Genomic DNA, 22,380 nt, shown 5'->3' with positions numbered 1-22,380 from the left:
GTTGCGCCGGCGAGTGAGTAATACACATTGTCCAAATGCGTCCGCATTGAAGAACTTTTAATCAACTAAATAGCAATAGTACCTTATTTCCTACAACAATTCCAGAATATCCTCCCTGCTCATACCACTCAGCTGTCCCATATCACCGCTGATGATCTGCTCTGCCAGATCCTGCTTTGCTTCCTGGAGCTTCTGGATCTTTTCTTCAATGGTATTGCGGGCGATGAGCTTGTACACGGTAACTTTCTTTGTCTGTCCGATACGGTGGGCACGGTCAGTGGCCTGATTCTGGACAGCCTGATTCCACCAGGGGTCATAGTGGATAACCACATCTGCACCTGTCAGATTCAGTCCAACGCCGCCTGCTTTCAGGGAAATGAGAAATACAGGAGTGGTATCAGAATTGAACTGTTTCACAAGCTCCTGTCGTTTCTGCTTGGAGGTTTCCCCAGTGATGATGTAATAAGGAATCCCCTCTTTTTCCAGTGCTGCCTGAAGAAGAGCCAGCATGGAAGTAAACTGGGAAAATAAAAGCATACGGTGCCCACCATCAATAGCACTCTGAATCAACTGCATACAGCTTTCAGCCTTGGCAGATTCGCCGCGGTAATTTTCAAAGCAAAGAGAAGGAGAGCAGCAGATCTGTCGCAGCTTCGTCAATTCAGCCAGAATCCACAATTTGCTCTTATTAAATTCGCCCTCGTCCTGCTGAGCGATTTTTTCCTTCATATGCACAACCTGGGCATCATACAGCTTCTGCTGTGCATCCTCAAATTTCACGTAACGGACTTCTTCCAGTTTTTCAGGAAGATCCTTCAACACATCCTCTTTCAGACGGCGAAGGATAAATGAGGACACCATTTTCTGCAGACGGGTCATGGCAGACTCATCGTCGTTCTTTACGATCGGAGTTTCAAATTTCTTTTTAAAGGAGTCGTAACCGTAGAGAAATCCCGGCATTAAATAATCGAAAATGCTCCAAAGCTCACTGAGTCGGTTCTCAATTGGTGTACCTGTAAGTGCATAGCGGGTCTGGCTGTGGATCACTTTTACAGATTTGGCGGCTGCTGTTGTGTGATTCTTGATATACTGTGCCTCATCAATGATCTGGTATAAAAATTCTTTTTCCTCATACTGGTCAATATCTCTTTTTAAAAGGTCGTAAGAAGTGACCAGAACATCGAAATCTGAGTATGTCTGAAGCTTCGCCTGACGCTCGGACTGACTTCCTGCGATCAGGGAAACCTTCAACTGTGGGGCAAATCGGGCAAGCTCTTCCCCCCAGTTGAAAACAAGGGCTGCAGGAGCAACTACCAGAGATGTGCCGGTTTTGCCTTCAAGCTTTGCTGCGAGAAGAACTGCGATTACCTGTAAGGTTTTTCCAAGTCCCATATCATCGGCGAGAATTCCGCCAAATTTCCATGCTTCCAGGGTGCGCAGCCATTTGTAACCGTTTTTCTGGTATTTTCGCATAATCCTGGAAAGGCTTTCCGGCTCTTCAAAATCGGCATCGTTAATGGTTTTGAAGCCTTTTACAATTTCACGGAAATGACGGTCGCGGTTGGCATATATGTTTTCGTTGCTCTCCAGCATCTGATCCAGATATAAGGTGCGGTATGCCGGAATGTGCATCTTTCCTTTGACAAACTCCTTCGGGGTGAGATGAAGGGTTTTCATCAGTTCTGCCAGCATTTCCAGGTTCTGTTCCTGGAGATTGACAAATTCGCCGCTTTTCAGCTTGTAATATTTTTTCTTCAGCTGATAGCTTTTCAGGATATCCAGAAGCTCCTGGCTGGAAATATCATCCGTGGAAATATTCAGATCCAGGAGTCCGCCGGACACGGACACCCCAACGGAAACTTTTACAGTCTTTAAAGTATGTCGGCTGCGGAACCGGTTGGTGCAGCGTACTTCGCCAAGCTCCATGAGGGCGGCAGTTCCGGACTCCATGATCTGATAGCTCAGTTCTTCGTCGTGATTGCAGTGAAGTACGTCAAAGTCGGGATCATAGTAAGGCAGCCATTCCATGGTCTGATCCAGCACACTGTTTTCCAGAGGAAAGTCACGGAACTGCTGGTCCGGGGAGATATCCTCATGAAGTAAAAGCTTTCCTACAGAGAATTCTCTTTTTCCATAAAAGGCGCTTACCTTGCAGATAACGTTATCGTTTTCCATGTCCAGATAAAATACGAAGTGTGCTTCAGGCGTGAGGTACTGTCTGAATTTCTCCGGATTTTCCTCCGTAATATCCGCCACTTCCTGAAGCTGGGGCAGCACATTGTGATAAAAATTGGACAGTGTATTACGCCCCATCTGGAAGTGGAATTCTCCATTTCTGGAAAGCGCTGTCAATGGACGGACCTTCTCCATAAAGGCCGGTTCGGTTTTACAGAAGCTGTCATCCTGGATAAAGTATGAAGAGTCCATACCCTGAAAAAGCTCTGGGATGTATCCCTTTACTGTGACACCGTCAAATTGCTTTTTGTCCTTAGAGGCATCCAGAATCCGTATGGAAATCCGTGGATTCCCTGTTTTGCAGTGAAGCTGGGCTTTTTTACGGGCAGCATCCGGAGTTTTATCTTCAAAATCTATTTTATCATTGCAAATATTGTCATAAAAACTGTCCAGACGCCAGCCAAAAAGATCCAGAGAATTGCCAACATTAAATTTTTTTGGCAAATAGATGCCGGAATTCTGGATTTTGTCTACAAACTGCTCTTCCTCGCGGACGATCCGGTCAATATAGCGGATCCATTTGCGGCTCTCCTCTGTGAAATCCTGCGTTTTGTGGCTGATCTGGGTGCTGGTTCCATACTGAACGGTCTCACCGTTGCGAACCTGACGGCAGAAGTCATCCAGTTTTTTTACCACGAACATTTTGGAAGTTCCTACCTTAAAAGAAACGGAAAGCTTATTGTCATTCTGTGTCAGTCTTGGAACCAGGGAAACACCTGCGGAAACATGGGCCGGTGTTTCTTTCTGGTCATTTTTGAGCTGTCCTCTGCGATAGGAGTTCAGCAGATAGTCTCCGTTCATGTCAGTGGCATCCGAAAAATTGCTGTGGTTTACATAATCACGAATATAGAAGGCAAGTGCAGCTGTATACTGGCACCTGGAATTATCAGAATACCAGCCCCAGTATTTTCTGTGGCATTCCGGGCATCCGCATCTTGCATAAGTAACTTCCTCGTGAGAGAAAAGAAGGGTGACGCCGAAGATATCTCTGCCAGTCTGGAAGGTTGCTTCAATCTGGCCAAGGCGCTGACCGTTCATCCTGTCGTAGCCGCAGGAAATATCTGTGACATTCATTTTCTGTTGGCGATAGATGGCTTCCCCGTTTTTTCGGTCTTTGGGGGCAAGCTTTAGGGATTCAAGAATTTTGTCGCCGTCAAAGTAGCTGTAATTTTCCAGCTGTTGGATATTTCCGTCTAATGAGGAATCGTCGTCTGCGTCACTGTCATTCTGGGAACCGCCAAGAAGCTGGTACGTTTCGTTACGCTTTTGTTTTTCCAGCTCTTCCTGACGTTTGCGCTCTTCCGTTTCTTTCTTTTTCACTTCTGTCGGAGAATTTTTCATTTGTTTGGCTTCCTTTTTATGATTTTTCTTTGTCGTTTTTGTCCTTGGGAAACATGCTGTCCAGCAGTTTGGACAGTTCGTTGGCATGCTTCTTTATGCCGGAGAAGGGATTGCTTCTGTTTTTATGTTCATAGCCAAATTGAGCAGCAAATTTTTGCAAAGATCTGGTTCGCTTCATATAAAAACTCCTGCCAGATATTTCTTCCTTATAATATGAAAAGAAATACAGCAACGTGAAACATTTAACGACGAATGATCATCTTGCAGATAGGATTTCCTATAGAAGAAAATTTTTCTTCATATTCGGTCATTACATTGCCAACCATCATTTCTTCGTTGTGATGAAGATCAAAGGTATGTGCTTCAAGCTTCCATCCGGCTTCCGGGACTTCTTCTAGGGAAAAGTCGAACAGGCCGCGGTTGTCAGTTTTGAACTCGATGGTTCCGTCTTCTTTCAGAATCTTGTCGTAGCGGGCAAGAAATTCCCGGGAGGTAAGGCGGCGGGAAGCGTGGCGGGCCTTTGGCCAGGGATCGGAAAAATTCAGATAGATTTTTGAAACCTCGCCTTTTTCAAAAGTTTCCGGAAGGAGGCGTGCATCCATACGCATGAATTTCAGATTGGAAAGCGCCTGCCCTTCCTCAGCCAGCGCCTCCTTTTTCTGAATGGCACGAAGAAGTACGCTGTCATACATTTCGATTCCGATATAGTTGATCTCTGGGTGGAGCTTCGCCATATCCATAAGAAAGCGGCCTTTTCCCATGCCAACCTCCAGATGGACAGGCTGATTCTGTGGGAAAACCTTGTTCCAGTTTCCCTTATTCTCCTGGGGATTCTGGATCACGTAAATACTTTCTTCAATTGCGTCTTTGGCGCCTGGTATATTTCTAAGTCGCATGGTTTCCTCCTGTAATTAAATTTATAACCGTCTGAAACTGATTTCGGCTCTTTGCAAAAGTTTACCGGGTGGTAAAAAATGCTTGTCAGAATCAGCTGAAATAGTATTCATTCTTAACAAAACTACTATACATGATTTCCTGCTTTTTCGCAATAATATTGATATCGTGATTCTTCAGACACGCTCTATGTCAGGGGGGAGAACGCAAAGAGCTTTTAATTGAAAAATTGACCAATTTTGACTGAATATGAAACCTATCAGAAAGAAATGCAAATGGAAAAACGATAAAATTCTGTATAAATATGCATTTTCTTCCTATTTATAACTAATACGTGTACCTATTATAAAATTTCGATATGACAGGAATTGATAAGATTGTTAATTTTTAGTCAAATCATCTGGAATTGTATTGAATTTTTGTGAAAATTTTAGGCAAAGTTTGACTGGTATTTTCATCAAAATGGGTGTAAGATACTTAAAACTTGAAAAAGGAGGGGAAAAATGGAACAGATAATCGGTAAGTTATCCGAGATAGAGACAACTGCAGAGACCATTATGAGGGATGCATTGCAGAAGAAGAAAGCTCTTTCAGCTGAGATGGAAAGGCAGTCCAAGGAATTCGACACCCAGCTGGAGAAACAGACAGAAGAGCAGATTAAGGAAATTCGCCGGAATCTTGAGGGTGAGAAGGATAAGCGTCTGTCATCCCTGCGGGAAGACACTCAGGTTGCCTTAAGTCAGCTGGACGCTTACTATGCGAAGAATCACGAACGCCTTTCCAGAGAAATTTTTGAAAAGATCATTCAGGAGGAAGTGATGTAATGGGAAGCGTTCTTTCCTACAGCGGAATTTCCACGAAAATACGCGCTATGAGCAGTCATCTGGTGACAGATGAACAGCTTCAGGAAATCGTCCGCTTTTCGGACGTTCCACAGGTAGCCGCTTATTTGAAGAAAACGCCGGAATATGCGAAAGCATGGTCAGACCTTGATGAGAATAATCTTCACCGAGGTGAGATCGAGAAGCTTCTGAAGAAATCCATTTTCGGAAATTTCTCCCGCATTTACAATTTTGCAAACAAGGAGCAGCGCAAGTTCCTGGCACTTTATTCCAAGCGCTACGAAATCCGTGTTCTGAAAGAGATCATGACGAATCTCTTTGATCACAGAAGCACCAATCCTGTGGATATGAGTCCTTACCGCGACTTTTTCCTTCACCATTCCAAGCTGGACATTGACAGAGTGGCAGGTGCCGGAAATATGGATGAGTTCATGACAGCCCTGAAGGGCAATGAATTCTATGCTCCGCTTCAGAGCGTATATGAGAACGGCAATGGACTTTTATTTGACTACGGAATGGCTCTTGATCTTTATTATTTTAATCAGATCTGGAGTGTCCGCAAAAAGTTATTCAAGGGAAACGATCTGGACGAGATCACCAAGGCTTATGGTGAGAAGTTTGATATGCTGAACCTGCAGTTTATCTTGCGGTCCAAGCGTTATTACAAAATGGAGCCGGCAGCCATCTACGCACAGCTGATTCCCGTGAATTATAAACTAAAGAAAGAAGAAATCACAGCTCTGGTGGAAGCTACCAGCAAAGAAGAGGGTGAGCAGATCTTTTCCCGTACCTGGTATGGCAGGAAATATCAGCAGCTGAACCTGATCTCCATGGAGGAGCTTTATAATAGTCTGCTCCGTACCGTGCTTGAGAAAGAGGCTCGCAAGGATCCTTATTCAGTAGCTGTTTTGTATTCTTATCTTTACCACAAAGAGCATGAGGTAAACCGTCTGACCATCGCACTGGAGTGTGTTCGTTACCAGGTTGATCCGGACGAGGCAATGCATTATGTTCATAACAATTAGTAACCCGGAGGTAGCAATGTGATTGAGAAAATGAAATTTGTCAGCATTACCGGGCCAAGAGAGGATATCGACCGAGTTGTAAATAATTACCTCAGCCGGTATGAGATTCATCTGGAGAATGCTCTTACTGAGCTCACAGATGTGAAGAATCTTTCTCCTTATCTTGAAATCAATCCTTATAAAGAAGCTTTAAGCACAGTCGGAAGCTTCTATGAAGAGGTTGAGAACCCGGAGCAGGCTTCTGCGAAGAAGCTGCCAATCGAAAAAGCTCTCTCTTTCGTACAGCAGATCAAAGATGAAGCGGATGTCCTTAACAAGACACGCCAGGAACTGGAAGAGAAACGTGATTCTCTGTCAGAATCACTTCGTATTATCTATCCGTTCCGAAATGTAGACTTTGATGTGCAGTCAATCCTGAAAATGCGTTATATCCATTATCGCTTTGGACGGATCGAGAAAGATTATTTCGATAAATTTAAAACATACATTTATGATAATCTGGATACGATTTTCATTAAATGTGATGAAGATGACCGTTATATCTGGGGAATTTATTTTGTTCCCGTTCATGAAGCGCAGCGGATCCATGCCGTATATTCTGCTATGCACTTTGAAAAAATCTTTGTACCGGATCAGTATGATGGAACTGCCAAAGCTGCATACACAGCACTTGAAGCGCAGTACAAGAAAACAATTGCAGATCTTGATGCGAACAAAGCGGCAAGAAAAGCTTTCTTCAGAAAAAATGCATCCGACATTGTTTCCTGCAAACATACACTTTCCCAGTTTTCAAGGAACTTTGATATCCGTAAACTGGCAGCATGCACACATGGGGACAACAAGGGAGAGGCAGCAGCCGATTATAAGCCGAAGGAACCATTTTATATCCTTTGTGGCTGGATGACAGAGAAGGATGCCAAAGCTTTCCAAAATGATATTTCCGGAGATTCCCGTATTTTCTGTCTGATTGATGAGAATGAGCAGGAGGATGCCCATAAGACACCGCCTACCAAGCTGAAGAACCCCAAGCTTTTCAAGCCATTCGAAATGTACACCAAAATGTATGGCCTTCCGGCTTATGGAGAGATGGATCCAACCTGGTTTATCGCCATTACTTATTCCTTTATTTTCGGCGCAATGTTCGGAGATGCAGGACAGGGTCTGGTTTTATTGATCGGCGGATATCTTCTTTACAGATTCAAGCATATTGATCTTGCCGGAATCATCAGCTGTGCAGGTATCTTTTCCACATTCTTTGGCTTCATGTTCGGCAGCGTTTTCGGATTTGAGGATATTATAGAGCCTGTATGGTTAAGGCCTATGGATGCCATGATGAATGTGCCTTTTATCGGAAAACTGAATACCGTATTTATTATCGCTATTGGCTTTGGTATGGGAATCATTCTTCTGTGTATGATTTTTAATATTATGAATTCCCTGAAAGCAAAGGATACAGAGAAAGTATGGTTTGATACCAACTCTGTTGCAGGCCTTGTATTCTATGGATCCGCAGTGATTGTAATTGCATTGTTCATGACAGGCCATAAGCTTCCTGGCGGTATTGTTCTTTGCATTATGTTTATTCTTCCGCTGCTTGTAATGTTCTTAAAAGAGCCTCTTACAAACCTTGTGGAAAAGAAGCCGGCAGCCTTTGAAGGCGGTGTGGGAATGTTTATTGTTCAGGGATTTTTCGAGATGTTCGAAGTCCTTTTGAGCTATTTCTCCAACACACTTTCTTTCGTGCGTATCGGAGCTTATGCAGTCAGCCATGCAGCTATGATGCAGGTTGTACTGATGCTGGCCGGTGCCGAGAACGGAAGCCCGAACTGGGTAGTGATTGTTCTCGGAAATATTTTCGTATGCGGTCTTGAGGGTCTGATCGTTGGTATCCAGGTACTGAGACTTGAGTATTACGAGATGTTCAGCCGTTTCTACAAAGGAAGCGGAAGAAAATTCGAGCCGTTCCGTTCTGACGCGGAGGCAAAGTAAACTGCCGCTGGTAGTGAAATATTTATCAAATGTCTCTGTGAAATGCAGTGACATTACAAATGTTAAAAACACGAGGAGGTCAATTATCATGACAGTTATGACACAGATTATCTTAGCAGTAGCGCTTGTATTAAGCATTATCGTTCCATTTGGTTATTATTTCATCGGCGAGAAGAGCCGTGGACGCTATAAAACAACAATCGCAACAAACGCATTTTTCTTCTTTGGTACCATGTTAGTAGCAGCAATGGTTATGTTTGCAGGAAGCTCTTCTGTACAGGCTGCAACAGGCGCTGATGCAGGTATTGCAACAGGTCTTGGATATATTGCAGCAGCTCTTGTTACAGGTCTTTCCTGTATCGGTGGTGGTATTGCCGTAGCCAGTGCGGCAAGTGCAGCTCTTGGTGCAATCAGCGAGGATCAGAGCATTCTTGGTAAATCCCTTATCTTCGTAGGTCTTGCCGAAGGTGTTGCTCTTTACGGTCTGATCATTTCCTTCATGATCATCGGTAAATTATAATTATGAAAATGTTTTTGATCAGTGACAACATCGATACCTGCACAGGGATGAGACTGGCAGGTGTGGAAGGCGTGGTAGTCCATGAGCGTGACGAACTGAAGGACGCTCTGGAAAAAGCAATCGCCAACAAAGAAATCGGGATCCTTCTCCTGACCGAAAAATTCGGCCGGGAGTTTCCCCAGATCGTGGACGATGTAAAGCTGAACCATAAAACGCCTTTAATCATCGAAATCCCTGACAGGCATGGTACAGGCCGCAAACCTGATTTTATTACCGGATATGTTAACGAAGCCATTGGCTTAAAGTTATAGGCAGGAGAAGACCAAGCATGACAATTGAAGAAAAACTGCAGCATTTCTATGACACTTCCGTTGCGGAAGCCCAGACAGAGGCTGAGAATACACTGGAAGCACATAAGAAGAGTCTGGAAGAAATGCTTGAAAAGCATAAAGAATCAAGAAAAATGGATGCCGAGGCACAGATCAAGGCAGAGACAGAAAATGCTACCCGAGAGGTAAACAAGGCACTTTCTGCTGAGCAGCTGACTTTAAGACGTGACTGGACAGCCAAACAGAATGAGCTTAGAAATGAGCTTTTTGTAGAGGTTAAGAATCATCTGGAGGACTTTATGGAGAGCCCTGAATATCAGGATTATCTTTGTACAAGAATCCAGAAGGCAAGAGAATTTGCGGGAAATGATGAAATCTTCATCTATCTTTCCCCGGAAGATACAGCATTACAGCGTTCTATCGTTGCAAAGACAGGATTTACAGTTGAGATTTCCAAGGAGCCGTTTATGGGCGGTATCAAAGCTACCATCCCGGCGAAAAATATCCTGATCGACAATTCTTTCATGAGCGCTTATGAGAAGCTGAAAAAAGAATTCAAATTTGACGGAGGGCTGAGCCATGAATAAAACAGGTATTATCTACGGCGTTAACGGTCCTGTTATTTATCTGAAAGGCGACCCGGGATTTAAGATTTCCGAGATGGTTTATGTTGGACCTGAGAAGCTGGTCGGTGAGGTCATTGGTCTGAAAAAGGGCATGACTACCGTACAGGTTTTCGAGGAGACAACAGGACTGAAGCCAGGCGATACAGTAATGGGAACAGGCGATGCTATTTCCGTTCTTCTGGGACCTGGAATCATTCATAACATTTTCGATGGTATCCAGCGTCCTCTGGAGGAGATTGCAAAATCCTCCGGAAAATATATTTCCCGTGGTGTCAGTGTTGATTCCCTTGATACTGCTAAGAAATGGGATGTTCATGTAACTGTTAAAGTTGGAGATATGGTAAGTGCAGGTACTATCATTGCCGAGACTCAGGAAACAGCTTCCATTCTTCATAAATCCATGGTTCCGCCAACAATTGGAGAGGCTGAGGTTATCAAGGCGGTTCCGGACGGAGCATATACCATCCTTGACCCGATTGTAACGGTTCGTCTTTCTGATGGCAGTGAGCGCGATATCGCACTTGCGCAGAAATGGCCGATCCGTGTGCCAAGACCTACCTACAAGCGTTTCCCTGCAAGCGTGCCGCTTGTAACCGGACAGCGTATCCTGGATACCCTTTTCCCAATTGCAAAGGGTGGTACAGCAGCGATTCCTGGCGGTTTCGGTACTGGAAAAACTATGACACAGCACCAGATCGCAAAGTGGTCTGACGCTGATATCATTATCTATATTGGATGTGGTGAGCGTGGAAACGAGATGACACAGGTTCTGGAGGATTTCAGTAAACTGATCGACCCGAAATCCGGAAACCTGATGATGGACCGTACCACTCTGATTGCCAATACATCAAACATGCCTGTTGCAGCCCGTGAGGCTTCTATTTATACAGGTGTTACACTGGCTGAGTATTATCGTGACATGGGTTATGACGTTGCCATCATGGCAGACTCCACTTCCCGTTGGGCTGAGGCTCTTCGTGAGTTATCCGGACGTCTGGAGGAAATGCCTGCAGAGGAAGGCTTCCCGGCTTATCTGGCTTCCAAGCTTTCCGCTTTCTATGAGAGAGCGGGTATGATGCAGAACTTAAATGGAACAGAGGGTTCTGTTTCCATCATCGGTGCAGTTTCCCCACAGGGAGGTGACTTCTCCGAGCCTGTTACACAGAATACAAAACGTTTCGTCCGCTGTTTCTGGGGACTGGATAAATCTCTGGCTTATGCCCGTCATTTCCCGGCTATCCACTGGCTTACAAGTTATAGTGAGTACCTGGAGGATTTAACCCCATGGTACAGAGATAATGTTTCTGCTAAATTTGTAAGCGACCGTAATCAGCTGATGGCGATTCTGAACCAGGAGAGTTCCCTGATGGAAATCGTTAAGCTGATCGGTAGTGATGTTCTTCCGGATGACCAGAAGCTGACTCTGGAGATTGCAAGGGTTATCCGTCTTGGATTCCTTCAGCAGAATGCGTTCCATGCAGAGGATACCTGTGTACCGATGAGCAAGCAGTTCAATATGATGGAGATCATCCTTTATCTGTACGAGAAGTGCCGTTCCCTTGTTAATCAGGGAATGCCGGTTTCCGTACTGAAGGAGGACAATATTTTTGAGCGTGTTATTGCTATCAAATATGATGTTCCGAATAACAAACCTGAGATGTTTGACCAGTATAAGGCTGACATCGACAGATTCTATGATAACGTATTAGAGAGAAACGGCTGATAGGGAGGTAAGTTTTTTATGGCAATCGAATATTTAGGCCTTAGTGAAATAAACGGCCCTCTTGTAGTTCTGGAAGGCGTTAAAAACGCTTCCTACGAGGAAATCGTCTCCTTCCGTATGGATGACGGTACCGAAAAGCTTGGCCGTATTATTGAAATATACGAAGATAAAGCAGTAATTCAGGTTTTCGAGGGTACAGATAATATGTCCCTTGGAAACACTCATACACGTCTTAGCGGTCATCCTATGGAAATCGGGCTCTCTCCGGAAATCCTGGGACGTACCTTTAACGGTATTGGACAGCCAATCGATGGGCTGGGCGAGATCACACCGGAGGTAAGCCTGAACATCAATGGTCTGCCGCTGAACCCGGTTACCCGTGAGTATCCGCGTAACTACATCAATACCGGTATTTCTGCAATTGATGGTCTGACCACCCTGATTCGTGGACAGAAGCTTCCGATTTTCTCCGGAAACGGTCTTCCACATGATAAGCTGGCGGCACAGATCGTGCGTCAGGCATCTCTGGGTGCTGATTCCGATGAAAATTTCGCCATTGTGTTTGCTGCAATGGGTGTTAAGTATGATGTTGCAGAGTTTTTCCGCAGAACATTTGAGGAGAGCGGTGCTTCCGATCATGTTGTTATGTTCCTGAACCTGGCAAATGATCCGACTGTTGAGCGTCTTCTGACTCCGAAGATTGCCCTGACTGCAGCAGAGTATCTTGCTTTTGAAAAAGGTATGCATATTCTGGTTATCCTTACAGATATTACTTCTTTCTGTGAGGCAATGCGTGAGGTTTCTTCCTCCAAGGGAGAGATTCCTTCCCGTAAAGGTTATCCTGGATATCTTTACAGTGAGCTTGCTACTTTATATGAGCGTGCAGGTATTGTTTCCGGTGGTACAGGTTCTGTTACACAGATCCCGATTCTGACCATGCCTAATGATGATATTACCCATCCGATCCCTGACCTTACCGGTTATATTACTGAGGGTCAGATTGTTCTGGACAGACAGCTTCATGGACAGGGTATTTACCCGCCAATCAATGTTCTGCCGTCTCTTTCTCGTCTGATGAAGGATGGTATTGGTGAGGGCTTCACAAGAGCAGACCATCAGGATGTTGCCAACCAGCTGTTTTCCTGTTATGCAAAGGTTGGAGATGCGAGAGCCCTTGCTTCTGTTATCGGTGAGGACGAGCTTTCTCCTCTGGATAAGAAGTATCTGCAGTTTGGTAAGGCGTTTGAGGCTGAGTTTGTCGGTCAGACAGATACAGAGAACAGAAGTATTATCGATACTCTGAATAAGGGCTGGGAGCTTCTTGGTATGCTTCCGAAGGATGAGCTTGACCGTATTGATACTAAGATTCTGGATCAGTATTATCACGAGACTACCAAATAAAGAGTGAGGTGACTTGAATGGATCCGAATACCTTTCCTACCAAGGGTAATTTAATTCTGGCTAAGAATTCACTTGCTCTTTCCCGTCAGGGTTATGAACTGATGGATAAGAAGCGTAATATTCTGATTCGTGAGATGATGAATCTGGTTGATCAGGCGAAGGATATCCAGGGACAGATTGACGAGACGTTCCGGACTGCGTATGAGGCTTTGCAGAAAGCGAATATGGAGATGGGTATCGCGTTTGTGGATCAGATTTCCCATACGGTGCCGGTGGAGAATTCTATCCGTATTAAGACACGTAGTGTTATGGGTACGGAGATTCCGCTGGTAGAGTATGATAAGTCGGGAAATGTGCCGACATATGCTTATTATAGTACGAAGATGTCTCTGGATGAGGCGAAGGCGGCTTTTGAGAGGGTGAAGGAGCTTTCCATTAAGCTGTCTATGATTGAGAATTCGGCGATTCGGCTGGCTAGTAATATTAAGAAGACTCAGAAGAGGGCGAATGCGCTGAAGAATATTACGATTCCGAAGTTCGAGGCTCTGACCAAGGATATTTCCAATGCTTTGGAGGAGAAAGAGCGTGAGGAATTTACGCGATTAAAAGTTATTAAGAGGATGAAGCAGGGTGCATGAGGCACCCTGTTTTTTTTCTATATGTATGGTCAAGCGGATATTCCAGGTCCGCTTCGCTGCTTGCTCATAACCGAATGCTGCTTCGCAGCTTATGAGACATCAATTCACAGTTTCTTGCGAGATTCCCCATAGAATGAACACATAATGCCCATTTGTTGAACACATTTTGTCTGTATATTATTAGCCATAAGGAACACAAAACAAGGCAAATACAGAAAGGAATTAAATGGGTATGAAACGTAAATATGTGGCAGTTTTAATGGGAATTATGGTAGCAACTACTTCTGTACCGACGATGGTTTATGCTGAGGACAGTAAGACCGAGGCGGCTGCAGATGCAGTAGATACAACAGATGAAAGTGTTGAGGCGGATGCTTCGGGTGAGAGTAGTGACGAGAGTCAGGAGAATCAGGAGAGTCAGGAGAATGTGGTACTTGGTGAGGTTAAGTCGGTTTCAGTTTCCGATTCTGAGATTACCATTGCAGTTGGGACTATGAAGGAGATGGGACAGCCTGGTGATGATGGTCAGAACGGCGGAGAACCGAATAGTCAGGGTGGCGAAGCGCCGAGTGACCAGGACGGAGAGGCGCCTGAGAAACCAGAAGGTGACAATCAGGATGGCGAGGCGCCTTCTATGTTGGATCTGACTGGTGAGGAGCAGACGATTACGGTTACTGCAGATACTGTGATCACAAAACAGGCGGGCGGCATGCAGCCTGGCGGAGATGGACAGAATAGCGATGCACCGGAGAAGCCGGAAGGAGATGACCAGAGCGCAGATTCTTCTGATGGAGAAGCACCGGAGAAACCGGAAGGAGATGACCAGAGCGCAGATTCTTCTGATGGCGGAGCACCGGAGAAGTCGGAAGGAGATGACCAGAGCGCAGATTCTTCTGATGGAGAAGCACCGGAGAAACCAGACGGGGATGCTCGGGATGGCGGTGCTCCAGAGGAAAATGGACAGTCTGCAGAGGCTGAGGAAATTTCACTTTCTGATATTCAGGAGGGCGATACCGTTTCTGTCACGTTAGATGAAGATGGAAATGCAGCTTCCATTACAGTAATGTCCATGGAAATGGGTGGCCAGGGAGGTCCTGGTGGTGATGGTCAAGGTGCTCCGGGTCAGGGAGGTCCTGGTGGACAGTCTCAGGGTGTGGACAGCTATACTGCGGTAAATGAGTATATAGAAGATACAACTGTATCAAATGAGACAATTGAGTCAACAGGAACTGACGAGAATGCAGCATTGATTTCTTCCGGAGCAAACGTAACACTTGATAATGATACGATTACAAGAACTTCTGCAGACAGCCAGGGCGGAGACAATTCCAGCTTCTATGGCGTAGGCGCAGCAGTTCTGGCAACAGACGGTACTGCTTATGTGAAAGATGGCAGTGTGACTACAGATGCAGCTGGCGGTGCAGGGCTTTTTGCATATGGAGATGGAACTGTATATGCATCTGATACAACTGTAAAAACTGCCCAGGATACATCAGGCGGTGTTCATGTAGCTGGCGGCGGTACTCTTTACGGATGGAATCTGGATGTGGAGACAAATGGTGAGTCGTCTGCAGCAATCCGAAGTGACAGAGGCGGCGGAACAATGGTGATTGATGGCGGAAACTATGTTTCCAATGGCGTTGGTTCCCCGGCTATTTACAGTACAGCTGATATTGCGGTAAGCAATGCAACTCTGACAGCAAATGGTTCAGAGGCTGTTTGTATCGAAGGTCTGAATTCTATTCACCTTTATGATTGTGACTTGACAGGAAATATGAGTGATCTGGATCAGAATGATAATACCTGGACTGTAATCCTTTACCAGAGCATGTCTGGTGATTCTGAGGTCGGAAACAGTACTTTTCAGATGGATGGAGGCAGCCTGACTTCTGAGAACGGCGGTGTATTCTATACAACCAATACAGAGAGTACAATTACTTTAAATAATGTAGATATTAACTATAACGACGAGAATGAGTTTTTCCTGCAGTGTACAGGTAATACCAACCAGAGAGGATGGGGACAGTCTGGAGCAAACGGAGCTGACTGCCACTTTACCGGTATTAGTCAGGATATGCAAGGAAATGTGATCTGGGATTCTATCAGTGATCTGGATTTTTATCTCACAGATGGCAGCAGCCTGACAGGTGCAGTTGTAGATGATGAGAGTTATGCAGGCGAAGGCGGAGAGGGATACTGTAACGTTTATGTAAGCGCAGATTCCACCTGGACTGTAATTGGCGACAGTACTGTCTCATCTCTGGAAAATGAGGGAACAATTGTAGATAGTAATGGAAAAACTGTAACAATTCAGGGTACAGACGGAACTGTGTATGTACAGGGCGACAGCGAGTACACCATTACAACTGGTTCCTACAGCGACACAGCAGATCTGTCCGGAGCAACGGCGATCCAGGATCAGAGTGTTTATACAATTGAGAAACCGGATCAGCTTTAAAATTGGATAAAGAAACTCTCCAATTTGAAGATTATGGGCTTGATGAGTTATAAGAAAAAACACTGGGCTACACTTTATTGTGGCTCAGTGTTTTTTCGCTAAAAGAAGAGTGAACCTGAATTATAAAAATCCCGGTCAGAAAAGAAGTATCAAGACAGTTCTTTTCTAAAGACCGAGATTTTTTATGTTAAATTTAAAATCAAATTCGAATTCTCCGACGTAAGCAACTTCCGAAAATTCTCCTAAAAGAAGGAGGGCCGGACCTTTTGGCCCGGCAAGTATGAAAAAGAAAAAGTATATTTATAATCTATGTAAAAAAGCTTTCGCTTTATTTGTTTATTAATATACGCGGAATTTGTGATGAATCTGTGAGGACAAATTGAAAAATATATGAGGAAAATCTAAAGAACTTATAAACTGGAACGCACCTGAAGTGACCGGCTTAGGAATATACAGTATGAAAAAGCTGTGCATTTAAACCCAACTTCATGGTGATAAAATCTATCTACGATATATTGAAAATTTTATTCAGCTAAGAAAATTAGTCGTTGTAAAAGTTGTAATACTCATTTATAATGGAAAGAAGATTCAAGGTTATTGTTTACCGGAGATTTTCCAGCGTGAACAGTAACGATTCCAATGAGAATTTATAGGGAAAAACAGGAGGAAAACCTTGAAGAAAGAATTAGTTATTGTAATTGATTTTGGTGGTCAGTACAATCAGCTGGTTGCAAGACGTGTCAGAGAATGTAATGTATATTGTGAAATCTATTCTTACAAGACCGATCTTGAGAAGATCAAAGCCATGAATCCAAAGGGAATCATTCTTACCGGTGGACCGAACAGTTGTTACGAAGCTGATTCACCGACTTACCAGAAAGAATTATTCGAACTTGGTATTCCGGTGCTTGGGCTTTGCTACGGTGCACAGCTTATGATGCATGTTCTCGGCGGTAAAGTTGAGAAAGCAGATGTAAGTGAATACGGCAAAACAGAGCTGCTGGTTGACAAAAAAGACTCCAGAATTTTTGAAGGAGTATCAGAGAAAACAATTGTCTGGATGAGTCATACAGACTATATCTCCCAAGCAGCACCAGGATTTGAGATTTCTGCACATACAGCAGACTGTCCAGTGGCTACAGCCGAGAATGCGGAGAAGAAACTGTATGCGATCCAGTTTCATCCGGAAGTTCTCCATACAGTAGAAGGAAAGAAGATGTTATCCAATTTCGTACTTGGTGTATGCGAATGTGCCGGAGACTGGAAGATGGATGCATTTGTTGAGCATACAATTAAAGAAATCCGTGAGAAAGTGGGCGACGGCAAAGTCCTTCTGGCACTGTCTGGCGGTGTTGATTCTTCTGTAGCAGCAGGACTTCTTTCCAGAGCTATTGGCAAGCAGCTGACATGTGTGTTTGTAGATCATGGCCTTCTTCGTAAAGACGAGGGCGATGAGGTTGAGGGTGTATTTGGTCCTAATGGACAGTTTGACCTGAATTTTATCCGTGTGAATGCACAGCAGAGATATTATGATAAACTTGCGGGAGTTACTGAGCCGGAAGCGAAGCGTAAGATCATTGGTGAGGAATTTATCCGTATCTTTGAAGAAGAGGCTAAGAAGATCGGTGCTGTTGATTTTCTTGCGCAGGGAACCATCTATCCAGATGTGGTAGAGAGTGGTCTTGGCGGAGAGTCTGCAGTGATCAAGTCTCATCACAATGTAGGCGGACTTCCTGATTTCGTAGACTTCAAGGAGATTATTGAGCCGCTTCGTGACCTCTTCAAAGATGAAGTCCGCAAAGCAGGACTGGAGCTTGGAATTCCAGAGAAGCTGGTATTCCGTCAGCCATTTCCGGGACCGGGACTTGGAATCCGTATTATCGGCGAAGTTACTGAAGAGAAAGTTCGCATTGTGCAGGATGCTGATTTCATTTACCGTGAAGAAATTGATAAGGCAGCAGAAGCTTATAAAATTGAGAACGGCAAAGAACCATCCTGGATGCCGAACCAGTACTTTGCAGCTCTTACCAATATGCGAAGCGTAGGCGTTATGGGCGATTTCAGAACATACGATTATGCGGTGGCACTTCGAGCAGTGAAGACGATTGACTTTATGACAGCAGAGTCCGCAGAGATTCCGTATGAAGTACTGAACAGGGTTATGAATCGTGTTATTAATGAAGTTAAGGGAGTTAACCGCGTATTCTACGACCTGACCAGTAAGCCACCGGGAACGATTGAGTTTGAATAGTTGACGCTGGGCTACAAAGCCCGTAACCACGGGGCTTTGCGGCTTTGGGTGTTTGAAATTGCATTATCATTGCATTTTTATATTTCTTTGTGATACATTGCAGTATGCTGATTACTGGTATAATTAGCAATACTTTGAGAAGCTGACTGGTAGCTGAGAACCCCGGTCAGCTTCTTTGCAATCTCAATATTGGTGTTTGGATACAGATGACCATAAGTTCCTAGTGTCGTCTGTATTTTTTCATGTCCAAGACGCTCTTTAATCAGCAGTGGATTTTCGCCCATGCTGATAAGCAGGGAAGCATGCGAATGTCTCAGGGCATGAATTTTGATTCTGTGGACACCAGCTAAATTTGCCAATTTCTCTAATGCTCTTGGAAGCGTTGTTTTGCTGGTGGGTGTACTGTTATAACTCAGTACGAATCCACAATTTGGTAAAACCTTTGCCTGGACCGCCTTCCATTCTTGTAATTCCTTGATGGTATCAGCATCAATATAAATGGTACGGTTGCTTGCCTGCGTCTTAGGTTCAACGAATTTGTAGTCATTCATTGTTTTATAGTACAGTGTTTTACTAATAATCAGCATACCTGTTTCAAAATCAATATCATCCCACTGTAAGGCGGCAGCCTCTCCAATACGCATTCCAGTCATAAATAAAAGCCAGAACGAGATGAAGAGATAGTGCTCGTAGTAGTCACCTTTGTACAGCAGGGATATTACCTTCTGAAACTCCTCCAAAGTCCAGAAGTCGATCTTTACTTTTTTAGATTTGATATTGCCGATCATGCGGGCAGGATTCTTCTTTGCAAGTCCGAGGATAATCGCCCGGTCAAAAGCTAAACATAACATTCCCTGAACAATGCGTACATAGTTTGGACTGAATTGTTTTGCCAACTTGAGCTGCCAGGTCTGTACATTTATCGCTTCTATTTCGGACACTTTCTTCTTGTAGAAATAGGCAAAGTGTTTTTGAATGGTCGAGTAACGATTCTTGTAGGTACTTTCTTTCACCTGAGTTTTGTACCACGGAAGATAGATTTCTTCAATAAACTTTTTGAAGGTAATGTCTTCCTTCTTATCAGCTAATTCTTCCGTTGATGCAAGAATCAATTTGGAATACTCGGCACGGGCTTCTTTTTTTGTTGAGAATCCGCTGCGGTATTTTTGAATCTGTTTTCCGGTTACAGGATGATATCCGAGGTTGGCTCGAAAATAATAAGTGCCGTTTTCTGCTTTTTTAATTGGATCTTTTGCCATGATTTCACTCCTTACTAAAATGCAAAAAGCACGATCATTCTTGCTTATCGGGCAAAGTAATCCCTAATAATTCTTCAACGGCTTCTTTTGGAACCCTGTCTAATTTTCTGGATTGATAATAGGTATGCCCCTTTTCTACCATAAGTTCCTTTGCTTTTTTGATAATATCAGCAGCAAAGGAAGGACCGTAGCCTAATTCAATCAAATCCCTTTTTGTTACAGTTATCATGAATCTCCTTTCCACAGACAGGGAATCAACTTGATACCTGTCTATTATTATATCAAATTTTGAGTAAAAGTTCTCTAATAAAAGCGCTATAAGCTAAAATCCCAAAAGTCTATGTTATTCTTTCAGAAGCCAGTTCCTATGCCCGTTCCGGCCACGTAAAACGGTGTTACTTTGTAACTATTAAGCTGCAGGCGTGCGAAGATGCAAACTATCTGCAGTCACCTATATCAATCTCCCGAAAGATTTCTTTTGTTTTCAAGGTACGGCGAATGGATATATTACCCATTCAATTAAGGAATAGGGGGCTTTTCTTTAAGATTGAAAAATTTTAAGAAAAAATGATAAAAATAAAAGCTGCCTTGATTTGGCAGCCACGGAAATCTATTTGCGTTTTAGAGCCAGACGATTCAGCATGGAAATGAGCGCAAGCATATCCTCGTCATCGAGTTGTTTCATCAGATCAGTTGCTTTGTCAATCAGAGGAAGATTGTGCAGCTCTGAATCGAAGAACTGTTGAGGAGTGACTTCCAGATAGTCACAGATATCCAGAAAGCTCTGCATGGTAGGCAGAGAACGTCCGGAAGTGAGGGACTGGATGTAGCTTTTATTTTTGCCAAGATCCAGACTCATCTGATATTCAGATACATTTTTCTTTAAACGCAGTTCGCTGATGCGTTCTCCAATAAAGTTTTTATCCATACATTTACACCTCTCTTCCACATTTTAAACTATTTACTTACAGCAAATTACGGAATAAAATAGAGATATATTTGAAATATAGTGATTATTCCGTAATATAACCGTAATTTACTAAAATGATACAAAAAAAGAAATTATGGATGATAGAAAATGGATTTTGGGGTATGATGATAGCAAAGGAAGTGGATGTCTGTGCGGATTATAGGAAATGAGCAGGAAATTGAATGGGCGAAGGAAGCACTGCGGAATCAATGTAACGATTGTCCCTACTTGGACTGCTGTAATGAAAAGGCGAAAGAGGAGTCAAAGCAGTGTGGAACGGTTCGGTTTGGCTGCCGGGAGTATCTGAAAGAGAAGATTGAATTCGTAGTAGAAAAATAGATGTAGTATTTTGAACAAATATAAACACCATATATAGTATAAGCCTGAATTGACATGAGGAATATCTTGTGCTAGTATACTGATATAGTTTATTTTATGCACACCCTTTTTGGGGAGTTTCGGGATTCATAAGAATCTCCAAACTTACAGGAAACAGCAGGAGCTGATTCCTGGCATAAGTAGTTTATGTTTGTAGTGAGTGTCACGGTATGCCTTTTTTGGCTGCGTGGCACTTTTGTTTTTTCAGGAAGAAACCAGACTTTTAAGAATGAACAGAGAAAAGACTCTCTTTTCATTCTTTTTTTGTGCTTACATTTAGGTTTCGGCATAGTTGCATGCCACAACCAGCTTCGGCTGTTGATGGATAAATATTATTTTAAGAAAGGTGGAATAAGAACATGAATGAAGCAAGAGTGTATGCAGATGGATTTGAGAGATCCTTTGCAGAAGTAAAAGATCTGCTGGAGTTTCTGGCAGAGAGAGGAAGAAATGCCAAATGGATCAGAAAGCCAACGAATACGTTACGGCTGGCACCACTGGAAAAGGAGGCTCAAAATCTGGATGCGGCAGATGCATCCATGGAAGAAATTTTGGAGGATACAGAGAAGAATACGCAGCTTGTACTGAAAATGAGAGGAGAATCCTATCCGGTACGTGACTGTGCCATCCGCACCATTTTAAGCCGCGCAGGTGTCAATGGAGACGGGCTTCGCAAGCTGGATAAGGCAACATATGCGAAGGTAGTCAATTACTGCCTGCGGGTTGCAAAAGGGGATGCCCTGATTAAGATTGCGGACGGAAAGGTTTCCGCAGTACATGGCGGGGATAAACATGATTATTGCATCCTTGATATGAAAGCCATGTTTGAGACAACCTGCGAATATCTGAATCTGAATTTCAAAGGCAGTGTTTACATGGAGGGCTCTGGTATCTATGACCATTCCATTGTATCTGCCATGTGGAAGCTCGGAGGAAGTCAGGAACTTCTGGATACTTACCGAAAAGCACTGGATGCACACGGAATGGATGAGAAGATCCTGTCACCGGCACTTCGTTTTACCACATCTGACGTGGCAGCGAGCGGTGCAAATCTGTATCCGATGCTTTTGACAGACGGACCAAACGGCGTTATCAGTCTGGGAAGTCCAATCAAGCTGGCTCACGATAAAGGGGCAACGATTCTGGACTTCCGGAAAAATCTGGAGCAGGTATGCGCCCGCTATGTGGATGCGATGAAGAATCTTACTCAGCTTATGGACATTGAGATCCGTAATCCGGTGAACTGCCTGAAGCTGCTGATGAAGGAACTTGGCATTAAACAGAAGATCCGGAATGAGGTGGTGGAGCTATTTGTATCCCAGAACGGGGAAGGTGCCTGTACGGCACATGATCTTTATTATGCCATGAATGAAGCCTCCTTTTTTGCAGCCTGTGAAGGAATGTCCGGACAGGGCATCCTGAAGCTGGAGGAGGATATTACGAAGGCGCTTATAAAAGACTGGAAAAAATATGACGTTTATGGAGCAGTCAAATGTTAGGA

The 22,380-nt window shown here is 43.9% G+C and carries 19 protein-coding genes; 13 read left to right on the top strand and 6 right to left on the bottom strand.

Annotated features, from left to right (window positions below; genetic code table 11):
* Positions 1 to 90: 90 nt before the first annotated feature.
* The 3 genes from AB5Z12_RS10250 to trmB form a co-directional block, all read right to left on the bottom strand.
* Complete coding sequence (locus AB5Z12_RS10250; protein WP_243879973.1) at positions 91 to 3,576, bottom strand: DEAD/DEAH box helicase; 3,486 nt, start codon at positions 3,574 to 3,576, stop codon at positions 91 to 93.
* A gap of 16 nt (positions 3,577 to 3,592) precedes the next feature.
* The gene (locus AB5Z12_RS10245; RefSeq protein WP_173719405.1) at positions 3,593 to 3,754 is read right to left on the bottom strand and encodes a hypothetical protein; all 162 of its coding nucleotides are present in this window, start codon (positions 3,752 to 3,754) and stop codon (positions 3,593 to 3,595) included.
* A gap of 64 nt (positions 3,755 to 3,818) precedes the next feature.
* Complete coding sequence (gene trmB, locus AB5Z12_RS10240; RefSeq protein WP_173736218.1) at positions 3,819 to 4,472, bottom strand: tRNA (guanosine(46)-N7)-methyltransferase TrmB; 654 nt, start codon at positions 4,470 to 4,472, stop codon at positions 3,819 to 3,821.
* Between the two features lie 501 nt (positions 4,473 to 4,973).
* Here trmB and AB5Z12_RS10235 point away from each other — a divergent pair.
* The 11 genes from AB5Z12_RS10235 (at position 4,974) to guaA (ending at position 18,272) form a co-directional block, all read left to right on the top strand.
* Positions 4,974 to 5,294, top strand: coding sequence for a hypothetical protein (locus AB5Z12_RS10235; protein ID WP_173736219.1), 321 nt, complete (start codon positions 4,974 to 4,976; stop codon positions 5,292 to 5,294).
* Positions 5,294 to 6,337 (top strand): V-type ATPase subunit, encoded by a 1,044-nt coding sequence (locus tag AB5Z12_RS10230; protein ID WP_173736220.1) that lies wholly within the window; start codon positions 5,294 to 5,296, stop codon positions 6,335 to 6,337. The genes AB5Z12_RS10235 and AB5Z12_RS10230 overlap by 1 nt, the downstream gene beginning before the upstream one ends.
* 18 nt (positions 6,338 to 6,355) lie before the next feature.
* Complete coding sequence (locus AB5Z12_RS10225; protein WP_173736221.1) at positions 6,356 to 8,326, top strand: V-type ATP synthase subunit I; 1,971 nt, start codon at positions 6,356 to 6,358, stop codon at positions 8,324 to 8,326.
* Positions 8,327 to 8,414: 88 nt separating this feature from the next.
* Positions 8,415 to 8,846, top strand: coding sequence for an ATP synthase subunit C (locus AB5Z12_RS10220; RefSeq protein ID WP_118579356.1), 432 nt, complete (start codon positions 8,415 to 8,417; stop codon positions 8,844 to 8,846).
* A 2-nt stretch (positions 8,847 to 8,848) separates the two neighbouring features.
* Entirely contained in the window at positions 8,849 to 9,157 is a 309-nt protein-coding gene (locus tag AB5Z12_RS10215) for a V-type ATP synthase subunit F (RefSeq protein WP_117851005.1), read from the top strand.
* Positions 9,158 to 9,174: 17 nt separating this feature from the next.
* Complete coding sequence (locus AB5Z12_RS10210) at positions 9,175 to 9,762, top strand: V-type ATP synthase subunit E (RefSeq protein WP_195991211.1); 588 nt, start codon at positions 9,175 to 9,177, stop codon at positions 9,760 to 9,762.
* Positions 9,755 to 11,524, top strand: coding sequence for a V-type ATP synthase subunit A (locus AB5Z12_RS10205; protein WP_118579362.1), 1,770 nt, complete (start codon positions 9,755 to 9,757; stop codon positions 11,522 to 11,524). The genes AB5Z12_RS10210 and AB5Z12_RS10205 overlap by 8 nt, the downstream gene beginning before the upstream one ends.
* An 18-nt stretch (positions 11,525 to 11,542) precedes the next feature.
* Positions 11,543 to 12,925 (top strand): V-type ATP synthase subunit B, encoded by a 1,383-nt coding sequence (locus AB5Z12_RS10200; RefSeq protein WP_118579365.1) that lies wholly within the window; start codon positions 11,543 to 11,545, stop codon positions 12,923 to 12,925.
* Positions 12,926 to 12,942: 17 nt separating this feature from the next.
* Positions 12,943 to 13,563: a V-type ATP synthase subunit D gene (locus AB5Z12_RS10195; RefSeq protein WP_118579368.1), complete on the top strand. Its 621-nt coding sequence runs from the start codon at positions 12,943 to 12,945 to the stop codon at positions 13,561 to 13,563.
* 232 nt (positions 13,564 to 13,795) lie between these two features.
* Positions 13,796 to 16,021 carry a hypothetical protein gene (locus tag AB5Z12_RS10190; RefSeq protein ID WP_368357187.1) on the top strand — a complete coding sequence of 742 codons (2,226 nt, stop codon included), beginning with the start codon at positions 13,796 to 13,798 and terminating at the stop codon, positions 16,019 to 16,021.
* A gap of 673 nt (positions 16,022 to 16,694) precedes the next feature.
* A complete protein-coding gene (guaA, locus tag AB5Z12_RS10185; protein ID WP_148462113.1) occupies positions 16,695 to 18,272 on the top strand; it encodes a glutamine-hydrolyzing GMP synthase in 1,578 nt (525 codons plus the stop codon).
* 77 nt (positions 18,273 to 18,349) lie between these two features.
* Here guaA and AB5Z12_RS10180 read toward each other — a convergent pair whose 3' ends face one another.
* From AB5Z12_RS10180 to AB5Z12_RS10170, 3 genes are all read right to left on the bottom strand, one after another.
* Positions 18,350 to 19,531 (bottom strand): tyrosine-type recombinase/integrase, encoded by a 1,182-nt coding sequence (locus tag AB5Z12_RS10180; RefSeq protein ID WP_005333347.1) that lies wholly within the window; start codon positions 19,529 to 19,531, stop codon positions 18,350 to 18,352.
* Positions 19,532 to 19,565: 34 nt separating this feature from the next.
* Positions 19,566 to 19,760, bottom strand: coding sequence for a DUF3173 domain-containing protein (locus tag AB5Z12_RS10175; protein WP_005333349.1), 195 nt, complete (start codon positions 19,758 to 19,760; stop codon positions 19,566 to 19,568).
* A gap of 381 nt (positions 19,761 to 20,141) precedes the next feature.
* Positions 20,142 to 20,459 (bottom strand): helix-turn-helix domain-containing protein, encoded by a 318-nt coding sequence (locus AB5Z12_RS10170; protein WP_005333350.1) that lies wholly within the window; start codon positions 20,457 to 20,459, stop codon positions 20,142 to 20,144.
* Between the two features lie 186 nt (positions 20,460 to 20,645).
* Here AB5Z12_RS10170 and AB5Z12_RS10165 point away from each other — a divergent pair, with 186 nt between their 5' ends.
* Complete coding sequence (locus tag AB5Z12_RS10165) at positions 20,646 to 20,840, top strand: hypothetical protein (RefSeq protein ID WP_005333351.1); 195 nt, start codon at positions 20,646 to 20,648, stop codon at positions 20,838 to 20,840.
* Between the two features lie 398 nt (positions 20,841 to 21,238).
* Positions 21,239 to 22,378, top strand: coding sequence for a hypothetical protein (locus AB5Z12_RS10160; RefSeq protein ID WP_005333353.1), 1,140 nt, complete (start codon positions 21,239 to 21,241; stop codon positions 22,376 to 22,378).
* Positions 22,379 to 22,380 lie beyond the last annotated feature (2 nt).

Origin of the sequence: Ruminococcus sp. RTP21358st1_G6_RTP21358_211008 (assembly GCF_040908885.1) — a bacterium.
In the GTDB taxonomy this organism is placed as follows: Bacteria; Bacillota; Clostridia; order Lachnospirales; family Lachnospiraceae; genus Blautia_A; species Blautia_A faecis.
Note: the sequence above shows the minus strand (reverse complement) of the source record. Positions and strands in the feature narration are given on the sequence as shown.